Origin of the sequence: Paenibacillus sp. FSL E2-8871 (assembly GCF_038000345.1) — a bacterium.
Classification (GTDB): Bacteria; Bacillota; Bacilli; order Paenibacillales; family Paenibacillaceae; genus Paenibacillus_AQ.
Genome location: NZ_JBBOBV010000001.1, coordinates 3,576,028 through 3,589,745, shown reverse-complemented (window position 1 = coordinate 3,589,745; position 13,718 = coordinate 3,576,028). Strand labels below are relative to the sequence as shown.

The 13,718-nt window shown below is 43.6% G+C and carries 12 protein-coding genes and 1 other annotated feature; of the genes, 7 read left to right on the top strand and 5 right to left on the bottom strand.

Annotated elements, in window-relative coordinates; translation table 11 throughout:
* Window positions 1-19 precede the first annotated feature (19 nt).
* Window positions 20-994, bottom strand: a complete 975-nt coding sequence (locus tag NYE25_RS16340; RefSeq protein WP_341146389.1) for an aldose 1-epimerase — start codon at window positions 992-994, stop codon at window positions 20-22.
* Window positions 995-1,128: 134 nt separating this feature from the next.
* Window positions 1,129-1,368, top strand: a binding site (T-box leader).
* A gap of 61 nt (window positions 1,369-1,429) precedes the next feature.
* On the opposite strand from NYE25_RS16340, the gene trpS reads away from it, so the two are divergent.
* The gene (gene trpS, locus NYE25_RS16335) at window positions 1,430-2,416 is read left to right on the top strand and encodes a tryptophan--tRNA ligase (protein ID WP_341146388.1); all 987 of its coding nucleotides are present in this window, start codon (window positions 1,430-1,432) and stop codon (window positions 2,414-2,416) included.
* A 1-nt stretch (window position 2,417) separates the two neighbouring features.
* On the opposite strand, the gene NYE25_RS16330 is transcribed toward trpS, so the two are convergent.
* Together NYE25_RS16330 and NYE25_RS16325 are read right to left on the bottom strand one after the other, a co-directional pair.
* The gene (locus NYE25_RS16330) at window positions 2,418-2,606 is read right to left on the bottom strand and encodes a hypothetical protein (protein ID WP_042130914.1); all 189 of its coding nucleotides are present in this window, start codon (window positions 2,604-2,606) and stop codon (window positions 2,418-2,420) included.
* 108 nt (window positions 2,607-2,714) lie between these two features.
* Window positions 2,715-3,716 (bottom strand): metal-dependent hydrolase, encoded by a 1,002-nt coding sequence (locus tag NYE25_RS16325; protein WP_149645008.1) that lies wholly within the window; start codon window positions 3,714-3,716, stop codon window positions 2,715-2,717.
* A 241-nt stretch (window positions 3,717-3,957) separates the two neighbouring features.
* Here NYE25_RS16325 and cyoE point away from each other — a divergent pair, with 241 nt between their 5' ends.
* The gene (cyoE, locus tag NYE25_RS16320; RefSeq protein WP_042191612.1) at window positions 3,958-4,890 is read left to right on the top strand and encodes a heme o synthase; all 933 of its coding nucleotides are present in this window, start codon (window positions 3,958-3,960) and stop codon (window positions 4,888-4,890) included.
* A gap of 17 nt (window positions 4,891-4,907) precedes the next feature.
* Window positions 4,908-5,531, top strand: coding sequence for an SCO family protein (locus NYE25_RS16315; protein ID WP_305953490.1), 624 nt, complete (start codon window positions 4,908-4,910; stop codon window positions 5,529-5,531).
* Window positions 5,532-5,656: 125 nt separating this feature from the next.
* On the opposite strand, the gene NYE25_RS16310 is transcribed toward NYE25_RS16315, so the two are convergent.
* Both NYE25_RS16310 and NYE25_RS16305 read right to left on the bottom strand, forming a co-directional pair.
* Entirely contained in the window at window positions 5,657-6,004 is a 348-nt protein-coding gene (locus tag NYE25_RS16310) for a DNA primase (RefSeq protein WP_076285257.1), read from the bottom strand.
* A gap of 131 nt (window positions 6,005-6,135) precedes the next feature.
* Window positions 6,136-7,323, bottom strand: a complete 1,188-nt coding sequence (locus NYE25_RS16305; protein WP_341146387.1) for an MFS transporter — start codon at window positions 7,321-7,323, stop codon at window positions 6,136-6,138.
* A gap of 270 nt (window positions 7,324-7,593) precedes the next feature.
* Here NYE25_RS16305 and NYE25_RS16300 point away from each other — a divergent pair, with 270 nt between their 5' ends.
* The 4 genes from NYE25_RS16300 (at window position 7,594) to NYE25_RS16285 (ending at window position 13,713) form a co-directional block, all read left to right on the top strand.
* Window positions 7,594-8,031, top strand: coding sequence for a hypothetical protein (locus tag NYE25_RS16300; protein ID WP_042191604.1), 438 nt, complete (start codon window positions 7,594-7,596; stop codon window positions 8,029-8,031).
* Between the two features lie 61 nt (window positions 8,032-8,092).
* Entirely contained in the window at window positions 8,093-9,238 is a 1,146-nt protein-coding gene (locus NYE25_RS16295) for a transglutaminase domain-containing protein (RefSeq protein WP_341146386.1), read from the top strand.
* A gap of 267 nt (window positions 9,239-9,505) precedes the next feature.
* Window positions 9,506-11,581 (top strand): peptidoglycan D,D-transpeptidase FtsI family protein, encoded by a 2,076-nt coding sequence (locus NYE25_RS16290; protein WP_341146385.1) that lies wholly within the window; start codon window positions 9,506-9,508, stop codon window positions 11,579-11,581.
* Window positions 11,582-11,607: 26 nt separating this feature from the next.
* A complete protein-coding gene (locus tag NYE25_RS16285) occupies window positions 11,608-13,713 on the top strand; it encodes a peptidoglycan D,D-transpeptidase FtsI family protein (RefSeq protein WP_341146384.1) in 2,106 nt (701 codons plus the stop codon).
* Window positions 13,714-13,718: the final 5 nt, after the last annotated feature.

Sequence of the window (13,718 nt, the reverse complement as noted above, 5' to 3'; positions counted from 1 at the left end):
GATATAATGTATATCTGCTTTAAATCTCAGGATAGATCATTTCCAGCACGGTGGATAGATTCTGACTCTGACCGGGTTCTACCGTTAAAAGACCTGTGAAGGAAGCATCCTCGGATACATTCGGTGCATTCGCGAGCCATGTATAGGGCTCAATGCACAGAAATTGATCCGCCGGTCCTTTGGTATATAGCACCCAGTGACGGAATAGATTCTCGTCAGCAGTATAACGAAGGCCATAACCATCATCGCGTAATAATAAGGCTTCTACAGGCTGTTTTTCTCCAATACGTAGAGCAGTATCAAAATTAGTTCCCTGCATGTTCATTCCGGTGTTCAAGGCTTCCAGATCACCAAGTGGAATCAGATTGCCGCTAGGGAGCAATTCATCGTTCAGTTCATAAATACTATTTACTGGGAGCTTAAGATTCCAGCGCTCAGGTTCTCCATCAATCATAAACCAGGTGTGATAACCGATCCCAAAAGGAATTCGATGATCTCCAAGATTTGTAACCTTTAAAGTTTGGGTAAATCGGGCTTCCTGAAGCCTAAACGTCATTTCGAATTTAAGTGGGATAGGGAATTGCTCCATCCAGTGTGGATCATCTTCCGTTCGGAATTCAGTAGTGACCGCGCAACCATCCTCATCTTCTTCAATATCGCTGACACACCAGGCCTGAGTTCGGTGTAGACCATGAATATGATTGTCATTAGCGGTATTCTGGTCAAATTGATAACTTGTACCCTCGAATTGAAATTGGCCCTTACGAATTCTTCCGGGTGGAATTAATAGCGGCATGCCAAAATGGTAAGGTTTTTGCATAAAGAAAGCTTGATCGCTTTCATCAGGCCGCCGTAGAATTTCCCGTTGATTCTTGACATCAAACAATGAAATCACGTTATTTCCTAGTCGCGGCAAAAGCGTGACTTCCAGTTCACGGCTGTGCAAAATATAAGTATCATAACCGCCCCACTGCCCTTTGGTCACCTGTTTCATGAGATATGCTCCTTTATCGTAACTGTAATCGAATAGAACATGGATAACCTTATCATAACAGATTTATACGGTAGTGGTTAAGTGATTTGACAACTTCTCTTTATGGTTCTATGATGAAGGCATTAATTCATGATGATAATGTGATGACGGGGACAAGTAGGCAGGCATTGCACCTTCAGAAAGCCGGTGGTTGATGCGAACCGGTAGGACAAACCTGATGAATGGACCCCTGAGCGCCGAGCTTGAACGGGAGCTAGATGCCCTAGTAGACCGGCCGGATCTTCCCCGTTAACGGAAGACTAAGGCTGTTTTTTTCTTGTCTAAACAAGATTAAGCAGCGAATAAGGGTGGCACCACGGTCTCACGTCCCTTGCGGATGAGGCTTTTTTTGCGTTCTCGGAAACTTAGAAATGACATCAAACGGAGGTCTATATTATGAAAAAAGTAATGTCAGGCATTCAGCCAAGCGGTTCACTTACATTGGGGAACTACATTGGAGCACTGAAAAATTTTGTGAAGCTGCAAGATGATCATCAATGTTTCTTTATGGTTGTCGATATGCATGCAATCACTGTAGCACAAGATCCTGCGGCACTGCGTGAACAGTCAGAATCCGTAGCGGCCCTCTTTATTGCAGCAGGAATTGATCCTGCACGTTCTAATGTCTATATGCAGTCGCATGTGCCACAACACGCTGAACTGGGTTGGATCATGACGACACTTACAGCAATGGGCGAGCTGGAGCGTATGACCCAGTTTAAAGATAAATCATCAGGTAAAGATTCTGTTGGCGCTGGTTTATTCGTCTATCCTTCCTTGATGGCAGCAGATATTCTTGTTTATAATGCGGATCTTGTGCCAGTTGGAGAAGATCAAAAACAACATTTGGAGCTGACTCGTGATTTAGCTGGTCGCTTCAATAATCGTTTTGGCGAATTCTTTACCATTCCGGAGCCGTACATTCCAGAGGTGGGTGCACGTATTATGTCTCTGGATGATGGCACCAAAAAAATGAGCAAGAGCAATCCTAACGCAGGCAGCTACATTGCTCTGTTAGATTCACCGGACGTAATCCGTAAAAAAATCAGCCGTGCAACGACTGATTCAGGACGTGAAGTAATTTTTGATCCAGCTAATAAGCCAGAGATCAGTAATTTGATGAGTATTTATTCCGAATGTTCTGGAATGACACTCCAGCAAATTGCCGATCGTTATGAAGGGCAAATGTATGGCGGCTTTAAGAAGGATCTTGCTGAAGTGGTTGTATCTACGCTTGAGCCTTTACAACAAAAATATAATGAAATTCGTAGCTCGGGTGCGATCACAGATATTCTCGCTGAAGGTGCTGGTCGTGCACGTATTGTTGCAACTGAGACGTTGAATGGAGTTAAAGAACGGATGGGATTTCTGCCAGCTCGTTAATCTAATCAGCGCTTAGGCTTTCCTGTTTTCGTCTGATCTTGGCCTTGAGGATAAATCCCCAGCCAATATTCATAACACAGAGAAATCCGAGCAGAAGTGCCAACCAAAAGCTATAACTGATCGCGATTGAAGCGGCAGTAAGAATAAGAATAGAAGAACAAGCGAACCAAAGTGAAAGTCCTTTACCCATTAAGAGAGCCTTCCTTTCTATGTCTGCTAAAATGAATCCCGGAGTATGATAATAATACTCCGGGATTTTTTGTGATTATAGAATAGATCTCTGCGTAAGTCTACAGTTTCATCGTAAAGAACCAGGGTCAATGGAAAATCGTTTGTCGAGCTTCTCGCTGCTAAGCCAACCTACATAAGTATTTAAAGGTCGATATTGATTGTCCATCACTAATACAGCCACAAATGGGTATTGTTTGCGATGTAAATAACGTACGTCCCCCCAGCGAACCATATATCCTGAAGGAAGTTCCTCGACTTCGGCTACTGCATAAGAGGTGAAGTATAGAAAGGACTGAATATCAGGGTGCGACTTGGATATCTCCACAGCGGGATGATTCGAGCATACAGCATGTTTGAACCATTCCAGTCGATTATTGACTAACTGCCCAACATCATAACTACCATCTTTTTTCACTTTTACTACGTTCCAGCGCTTTAGTGAAATTGTAGGGATTACAATATAACGTTCGCCGACACTATGATGTAAATCCTTAAGCTTAATATTACGCGTGAGACGTGCGTGAACGACGGTTCTCCAAATATAATAAAGAATAGTACAGGCATACAGCGTAATAAATAAAGGTTGCGGTGGAATGATCCCGGTGATCCAGAGAAGGATGGCTGCGATATGGCTACCAAATATAAATGGATCAAAAATGTGGATGATGTTCCATGCAATCCATTTCTCCGTGAATGGACGTGCAGCCTGAGTGCCATAGGTATTAAATAGATCAGAAAATACGTGAACACCTACACCAATGAAGCTCCAGAGCGCAATATGGCTTAGAGCTTGTAAATCAGTAAAACCAAATAAGGGCCCTAACACGAAGGAAATCAGCGCGGGCCACAGAATTAGAAAGGGTAGGGAATGTGTGATTCCTCGGTGATTTCGAATATACATTGCATTGTCCTTCAGTCGTAGCGCAGTATCGGCATCAGGAGCCTGAGAGGCGAGCACTGTTGCCAGCATAACAGCCCCGGCCAGTTTCGGATCAGAAGCAACGATGGGATCAACGAAGGAAAGCCCAGCTAAGCCTAGGCCCATAACTAAATGTGTAGCAGTATCCATTGGTCAGTTCTCCTTTGTTGTTCGGAAGTTCTCTATTTAATAATTACCCAAATACAGCTCTGGTTATTAAGGGGATTGAAATAAATACAAAATAAATATTGTCACGTAATTGTCGAATTCATGAACTTACTGTTCCATGACTGTCAAAGTCTTCACGGGTTTGTTATGATAAAGTTAACAGCGAAGTTAAAAAACTTCGGTTAGAACGTTACATGTTCGTTTAGAAGGAGGATCATTAGGTGTGGACAATCATATAACATTTCAAGCTTCTTCCGACTCTGCAGCCATGTCTGCAAAATCTCCACCGGAAGGTGCTAGCTGGCGTGATTTCATTGCTGTAACAAAACCTGGTATTATCCGATCTAACCTTATTGCGGCCTTTGCGGGATATTGGTTGGCCTCGGGTTGGGATGTTCATTACGGCAGATTAGTTCTGACTCTGCTCGGTACAATGCTGGTTATGGCTTCGGCCTGCGTTTTTAATAACTATTTCGACCGGGATCTGGACATGAAGATGGAAAGAACCCGTGAACGGGGGCTTCCTACAGGACGACTGAAACCAAACACTGTATTATTATACGCCATTGGGCTTGGTATTGCAGGTTTGATCGTGCTGTTTGCTTTTTCAGGAATGCTTGCCGGTCTGTTTGGAATTGTTGGCATGTTCGTTTACGTAGTAGTATACACGCTTTGGTTGAAGCGGACATCAACATGGAGCACCTCAGTAGGTGCGATTTCTGGAGCAATGCCCCCGGTAATTGGTTATGTTGCGGTTTCAGGAACGGTTGATCTAGGCGCTTGGCTGATCTTTGCCATGTTGTTTCTATGGCAACCCCCTCACTTCTGGGCGTTGGGCATTAGACGTAAAGAAGAATATAGAGCGGCAGGATTTCCATTACTACCTGTAGTTAAAGGAACGCGACGTACGAAGTTTCAGATGATTCCTTATGTAGCCCTTTTGCTGCCTATTCCAGTGTTAATGTACGCCTATGATTACGCAGGCATATTTTTTCTAATCATTTCATCAGCGTTGTCCTTGGCTTGGTTAGTATTGACCTTGATGGGCTTTAAGGCTAAAGATGATGAAGTCTGGGCGAAGAAGAATTTCCTCTTCTCCATTAACTACCTGACAGTTAGTTTGATCGTACTTGTATTGAATACGATTCACGGTTAAGAAGAGGGAGGGTATACGTGTCCGTGCAAACCTTTAAGCGTTATAAATGGACTTGGCTTCTGCTAATACTTGCTTTGATTATGGCTGGTTATCTGGCAATTAACTCTTTGAATTTAGGAAAAGAAAAATTGCCAGTAATCGGAGAAGTGCAGGACTTTTCTCTTGAAAATGTGAATGGAGACCAGGTTACTCTGGCTGATACACAAGGTAAAGCACGGCTGGTATACTTCTTTTTTACACAGTGTCCGGATGTATGTCCTATAACTACGTTTTTGTTATCTCAGACACAGAAGATTCTGGTCGAGGATGGCAGTTTTGGTAAAGATACGGGTTTTGTCTCTATCTCTTTTGATCCGAAGAATGATACTCGGGAAGCTATTAAGGCTTTTGCAGACCGGTTTCAGGCGAATTATGATGGATGGTATTTCTTGCGGGGGGATCAGGAAGAAGTTCGTAAGTTAGCGACGGATTCTTTTAAAGTACTAATCGCAGGGAATTCCAAAGAAAATTTCGTACATGCCAACCGTATAGCGTTAGTTGACCGAGACAATCAACTTCGTGCATTGTATGACGCAGGAGATACGGAGAACGTAACTCCTGAATTTCTTGCCGATCAGCTGACGAAATTGGCTCGGGAATAGAATATCAAACATTAAAAACGCCTTTTTCGAATCCCTCTTTATTGAGCGGATAACGAAAAAGGCGTTTTTTTAAATATACGATAGTATAAGTTTCATGCTATACATTATCCTTATACTTGTTTCAGCTAAAATGGAAGTGGTTCAGGGTAGATGATGAAATCTTCTAATCCGGCTTTTTCGAGCTGAGTGATGTTGTATTCATCAGGCGTACCCTCCACACCAGCATATCCGCGACGAGTATAAATATGATCGGCATCAGGGAAGGCATCCCGGAGCACACTGCGTATTTTTTTGCCAGAGCTATCGTTATCCAAATAAAGGTATACTTCTCCATCTCCTACTTGTTGCCGGAGGGATTCTAATTTTAGTGTATTTAATGTACCAAAGGTACATAGGATTTCTACTTCCGGTACCAGCACGCGGCGTAATCTGCTGCGATCGTTCTTACCTTCGACAATAATCGTTATGGACATTAGTTGACAATCACCTCCGGGAATGGGTCCAAGCTTCAGGCTCATTATAGTTTACCGAAGGATCGTCATTTTTAACAACTGTTTCTGCAAGAAAGTCTTCATTCCCCGGGAAATGTCGTAAAAGCAAAGAATCATGCGGCTCGCCCATTCCATTTGGAAGTGAGGTTCGATAGTTTACCAGTGTTTTTAGGTGGAAGAAGAAGCAATGCTACCATTAATAGTAGAAAGGCTATGAAGTAAGGAGAAACGAAGGACCTTAGCTGTCCAGCAGCCACGGGCCCAGCGAATGCACCAAGTGACATGGCTATCGACTGCATGGAGAAAGTCCGACCCATTCGCCCAGGGCCACCGAGACTAATAAAGAGTGATGCCATTGCAGGAAACAACACTCCTTTGGCTGCGCCGAGCATAAAAAGAATCGCAGCAGTCGGAATCCTGTGAAATGAAGCGAGTGCAAAGAAGCTGATGGCCATTCCCAGTAATGCCGCTGCTATTCTTCCCCCCGGAGAAAGACGGTTCAGGAAGAGCATGCTGAGCGTTACCAAAGCACCTAAACTGAGGAGTGACAGTAGTATACCAGTGGAAAGAATACTGTTGCTCCCTGTTTGAGATAGTGGGAGCTCGAAAAAGAGAACGCCTTGTGAACAGGAAACGAAAAAAGGTAAAAGGTAATACCGTTTGGATACCAGATCATCATCTTTCGTTGGTATAGAAGGTTTATCTGGAACTTTTAATGCTGATTGCGCTGAGCTTAGCGGCTTTAATATATGTCTCGAAGGTGCAGGTACACTAAAAAAAGCCATGATTCCTGTTGCGATAAGGAGCCATCCAAGTGTGGTGAAGGTGCCAGAGTAGCCGGCTTTTGCTACGATAAAAGCTCCCGCAGCAGGCGATACAACTGAAGCTAACGTATGAACGATACCATGTCCGGACATATATTTACCCTGCTCTGTGGCATCCGATGACAAAGAAGCGAGTAACGTCATACAGGCTGGAGAGAGGAAAGCGAGCACGAATCCACTTGCTGCTCTTAGCATCAGCAGATGCCATGGAAGCTGTACATGAGCTTGCAGCAGTAGGATAGCTCCCGCTGCGACAAGGCTGAAGACGATGTAGCGGCGGGAGCCATTACGATCGACTAGTACGCCTGCAAGCAGATTGCCGGGAAGGTGGGTCAACGAGTACATGCCCATCATCCAGCCAATAAAGGTGGGTCCCGCACCAAGAGAGATGGCAAAGGGCGTAAGGACGGGATACTGAGCATGTAAATCGAAGAACGCCAAAAAGAGAAATAAGTATAGCCACAGCGCAGTTTTCACAGGGAAACACCTCCGAGAGCCACCTACAGCACAAGTGAATGCAGGACGGCGTAATAATGAAGAACGAATTCTTAAGCACTACTTGTACTTTACGTGGGACAGAGAGGGCTTATACCGCTTTTTTAATTCCGCTGGTAGGTATACCTTTTACGGAGGGTGGAACCATGAATTATGATGGGTATTCATGTATAATAATTAATATTGGCGTTATGTCTATGGGAAGAGAGAATCCTTGGGACGAAACTAGGCGATAGGGGTGTTGTGAGATTGATGGATCCAGAGGTATGGTCACAGTTTATAAGGGAAAATTGGCTAGTTATTGTAATTGCGCTTGTCCTGCTGTTTGCGGTTGTTAATTTGGTTAAAACCGTTCTGAAATGGGCGATTGTCATTGTGATCGTTGTAGGTTTGTTCATCTATAGTGGTGTTACAATGGACCAAATTGGTAACGCTGTGAATAAGGTGGCAGATGGAACGGTAAGCACGCTAAAGAAGGAAGCGCAAGAGGTTATGCTTAAAGAAGCGCAGGATGCGAAGTACACTTCAAATGGAGACGGGACCTTTACGATTACAACGCCGAATATTGAAGTGAAGGGCGCAGCGGGTGAAGATAAAGTAGAGGTTACTTTCCGTGGTGTGAGTCTTGGGAAGTGGAGTGTTACAGATACGACAAAAACATTTATCGAGGAAGCCCGAAAACATCAATAACAGGCTTGGACTCAAAAATATAACAAGCGAGCAAGCACGCGACTGAAAGGAGAGAGCGGATATGATAAACGGATGGATGACTAGTGTGAGTGATGCTAATATCATCTCCATCGCCCTCCTGCTGGTTGTAGTCTTCTCTCTATTGCAAGGCTGGAGCAGAGGTTTCTCAAGCGCTACCGGAAGGTTATTTGGGCTGCTGGGAACAGGATTATTTACTATAGCATCTTTGGTATTAGCTATCCCAGCTGCGGCCTACCTCAATCCCTATGTAGAGACTTGGGCATCGGGTATTAGTCTTCCTGATACGAAGCTTACACAGTGGCAGCAAATTTATTATACGGCGGTGTCTGTGTTATCAGAATCACCGCTAGTTCGATTTCTATTGTTACTCCTGATTTCTTATCTGTTAATTCGTATGCTCTTAGGACTGTTATCCATGTTGCTTCCTTTTCCACAATTGCGGCGTATTAAGAAGTTTAAAGACAGAAAGATTACGCAGGTAAGCCGTATGGGAGGAGCAATGGTTGGATTAATTATCGGCTTAATGCGTAGTCTGGTAATTGTTCTCGCTCTTTTCATCTGTGTTGGATTAAATCCGGAGAGTGGATTTAGTCGTTATGTGGAGTCCTCTCCAATCTATAGTCAGAGCGCTGCTGCTGTATTTGAACCTATTGTTGGTGAGACTGTGCAGAAGAAACTTCCTATTCTGACAAAGACTGTTGCAGCAGAGATGAATGATATCCTTCGCAGAAAATATGAGGTTATCGATCATGAAATTCCTCAGGATATTATAGGAGCAGCAGAAGACATTGTTGGACAAGCGCAAGATGAAGAGAAAAAAGCGAGACTTCTCTATGATTGGGTAGGTACACGCGTGACTTACGATTATGCTAAAGCTGACAATTATTTGCAAAACAGGGTCTGGCATGAACAGACACCACAGGATACATTCGACACTCGGCAAGGGGTGTGTATAGACTATGCCCGACTGTACGCTGTGATGGCTCGTTCACAGGGCTTGCAGGTACGGGTTGTAACAGGTCAGGGTTATGATGGGCGTGGCGGTTATGGTGCACATGCTTGGAATGAAGTATATATAAGTGATCGGCAAGCTTGGATTCCGCTGGATCCGACTTGGGCTAGCAGTGGAGATTGGTTCAATCCGAAGGATTTTGATGAAACGCATATTAGGGAGAACGCCCTCTGAGTGAGGGCGCTGAACTCCTGGGGTGTGGTACAATAAACTCAAGTAACGTCAGTTCTAACTTAAATGCGAGGGCATGCTCACAATAAGCAGCTAAGAACTCACCTTCATCATAAGAGTAATGTCTCAGGCAAAGGGTTGTCAGACATTTTTTTAAAAATATAAGAAAGTATAAGCACTATACTTTATGTCTTATATTTCTCGCTTAAACACTTACCTTCCTTATAAGGACGGTCAAGGCGTTTATGCTTGTAGAAGGGGAGAAAGCTGGTGAGTTTGTTTGGTAAGCAGCTCCCGCCTAAGGACGGGATATCTTCAAGAAATTCTGTAGGCTTGAGACTGAATATTTTTTTCTTTGGCACTTTTTTTATTTTTTGTATTATTATCGTACGTCTTGCAGGTTTACAGTTTACTGAGGGAGCTCTGTTGAGTGAAGAAGAAACGAGCCGGGAAACGAAAATTGTTCCGCTCGCAGCGATGCGTGGGATTATTTTTGCTGCCGAAGGAGAGCAGATTGCCTATTCAACACCTACGGAGTCGCTTTACCTTACATTAACTAAAGATTATACAGCTAGAACGACAGATAAAGTAACGGGTGAGACCTCACATACGGAGAAGGCGAAGTACAACTCCGATATGCTTGCAGCAAGGCTTGCAGCTGATTTTGCTAAATATGGAGATCCGAATGCACCGAAGCTGACGCAGCAAGATATCTTGGATTCATTAGATTTAGATTTCAAAAAGTATTTAGGTTATGTGCCGCGACGGATCAAGACTGGATTAATTCCAGAGGAAATAGCCTATTTCATGGAGCATAAAGACAATTATCCGGGGCTAACGATCGTGGAGGAGAGTGTTCGTCACTACGATAAAGATACGGTAGCGGTGCAGACAGTCGGCTTTGGAAAGCCGTTTAAATCGACTGAAGATATAGCGATGTATAAGAATGTCCGTAGTGAAATGAAAAAAGATTCTCCCCCTGGACTTATGTATAAAGCAGAAGAATATGTGGGGTTTGATGGTCTGGAAATGCAGTATCAACGAGAGTTACGAGGAGAAAATGGTTATCAGGTCATTTCGGTGACTCCTCAGAATATGGCTGAGAAGGTTGAACAGAACGTTGCTCCTGTAAAAGGTAATAATATTTGGATGACCATTAATAAGAAGATTCAGATGAAGACAGAACAGGCCATATTGGATCAGATTAAATGGCTGCATTCCAATGCTGTTCAAGGTGAGACGCATCCAGATGCTTTAACCGGATACGCCGTAGCAATGGAAGTGGAGACTGGTAATATTGTCGCCATGGCAAGCATGCCGGATTACGATTCAAATGTATGGACTAAAGACTCCTTACCAACACCTGTTTGGAATAAAATAATGAATAATCATCTAAACGGTACGATTACTTCGAATTCATCTGGTAGATCAGGTCATGATTTTAGTTCACTTGTATTTATGGGATCTACGATCAAACCATTAAGTGTGTTAATTGGTTTAAAGGAAGGTTTCTTTAATACCTCAACAACCTATTCAGATGTGGGCATTACTTATTTCGGTAAGGATAATAAATCATCCGTAAGAAATTCATCGGGTCACGTATATGGTTCACTAGATCCGGCCAAGGCGATTATGAATTCCTCTAATGTATTTATGATTGATATGGTGGGTAAGCAACTTTACAAGAAATATCCGGGGGATAAAGGCATTGAGGTATGGGACAGATATATGAAAGAGTTCGGGCTGGGTGTATCTACGAAAAGTGGTCTCCCAGGTGAATCAGCGGGCCAGATTAACTATACTGATCTTAAGGCCGCAGGCAGCTCGCAGGCCGCACTTATCTATGCTTCTTTTGGCCAACAGGGCAGTTATACTACATTGCAGCTTGCCCAGTATGCTTCTACTCTTGCAAATGAAGGAGTGCGTATTAAGCCTCAACTCGTTAGCAAGATCACGGATGCGCAAGGTAAGGCGGTTAAGGAATTTCAAAGAGAAGTGCTTAATACGGTAACGTTTGACAAATCCTACTGGAAAGAGATTAAACAGGGGATGAGCAGTGAAGTTAGTGCCTTTGATGATTTTCCTTATGATTTTGCACGTAAGACAGGTACCTCTGAAAAAACAGACAGAAAAAATATAAACCGTGATAATGGGGTATTTATTGCCTTTGCTCCGCGAGAAAATCCGAAGCTGGCCGTAGCGGTTGTTATACCAGAAGGGGGCTTTGGCTCCAAAAGCGCTGCTCCGGTTGCTCGTAAAATTTTTGATGCCTATGATTGGGAGTACGGGCTCGATGGTGTGCCGAAAAAGAATGTCACTCCTGCGTCAGACCCCGTTCAAGAATAATTAGAGAAAAAGGAGAGAAATAAACTGTGAGTTTTTTCCGTAAGCAGGCCTCACCTCCAGATGAGACCAACAGTAAAAGTTCCATAGGCCTGCGACTTAACGTGTTTTTCTTTAGCACGTTTGTTATATTTTGCGTAATTATTATACGCCTGGCTGTGTTGCAATTCGTGGAAGGACCCACTTTAACTGAAGTGGAGACAAGCAGAGATACCAAAAATGTACCGCTAGCTTCCATGAGAGGTGTAATTTATGCTGCTGAAGGTGAGAAGTTAGCGTACTCAACGCCGGTTCAATCGCTGTATATTACGCTCAATAAGGAGTATACCGCTAAGCAAACAGATAAAATTACCGGTAAAACTACCCTAACTCCAGAAGCTAAAGCCAAGTCAGATGCATTGGCAGCCAAGCTGGTAGCTGATTTCAATAAATATGGTGATCCAAAAGCTGAGAAGATGAAAGAAGCAGATGTTATTGACGCACTGGATTTATATTTCCGGAAATCACTTGGCTTTATGGCACGGCGAATTAAGGCGGACCTGACTACTCAGGAGGTGGCCTATTTCATGGAACATAAGGGAGAATACCCAGGCCTTGAAATTGTCGAGGAAAGCATTCGTCATTACGATAAAGATACGGTTGCCGTACAGACGATAGGTTATATCAAGCCTTTTAAATCAGCAAACAGCCTTAATATTTATAAGAATATCTTAAATGCTATGAAGAACAATCCGGAGCCAGGACTAACGTACAAGGACGACGAATTTGTCGGATTTGACGGCCTGGAGCTGCAGTATCAGAGAGAGCTTCGGGGACAAAACGGCTATCAGGAAATCTCCGTCAATCCACAGAACATGGCAGAGAAAGTCGAACGTGTAGTCCCTCCTGTCAAAGGCAATGACGTCTGGACAACTATTAATAAGAACATTCAGATGAAGACAGAGCAGGCGATTATGGATCAGATTAAGTGGTTGCATTCCAATACTGTACAGGGTAAAACGCATCCTAATGCTTTAACTGGTTACGCTGTAGCGATGGAAGTCGATACGGGGAATATCGTCAGTATGGCAAGTATGCCGGACTACGATACGAATATTTGGACATCGGGATCCTTATCCACAGATGTCTGGAACAGTATCATGGATAACTACCAGAACGGTACCATTAATCCGATTTCTTCAGGGACGTCAGGTAATGGACTTAGGTCTGTACTGCTACTAGGTTCAACAATTAAACCTTTGAGCGTACTCGTGGGTCTGAATGAAGGTCTCTTTACAACCTCAACCTACTATCCGGATAGAGGTTTCGCGACTTTTGGTAAAACAGGTCATGAAACTAAGGTAAGAAACTCCGGAGGACATGTGTACGGTTCTATGGACCCTGCAAGAGCGATTGAGAAATCGTCGAATGCGTTCATGGTGGACATGATCGGTAAACGATTGTATGACAAATACAAAAGCAAAGGCGTAGATGTCTGGGATAAGTATATGAAAGAGTTTGGACTTGGTGTATCCACGGGAAGTGGTCTGCCAAATGAATTCTTAGGACAGATTAACTATACCAATATAGAGGCTGCGGGTAGCGCCCAAGCGGCACTTGTATATGCTTCTTTCGGCCAACAAGGTAGTTATACGGTGTTGCAGCTTGCCCAATACGTAGCTACACTTGCTAATGAAGGACAGCGGATCAAACCTCAGCTAGTTAGCAAGATTACAGATGCTGACGGAAAAGTAGTCAAGGAGTTCGGTCGTGAGGTAATAGATGAAGTAACAGCCTTCGATAAATCCTACTGGAAAGAAATTCAACAGGGTATGCGAAGTGAAGTTAGTGCTTTTTCTGATTTCCCTTATGATTTTGCTCGTAAGACGGGAACATCTCAACAAGTGGCAAAGGGTCAAATTCGTGATAACGGTGTATTTATTGCTTATGCCCCACGAAATAACCCTAAGCTGGCAGTAGCCGTAGTTATTCCAGAAGGAGGCTTTGGTTCCCAGAGTGCCGCGCCGGTCGCACGTAAAATTTTTGATGCTTATGATTGGGAATATGGACTTGATGGCGTTCCGAAGAAGAGTCTACAGTCAGGTAATAATACAAATGATCCTGCGAATGAAGGAACGACTACAGGTACTCAGTAACTTTG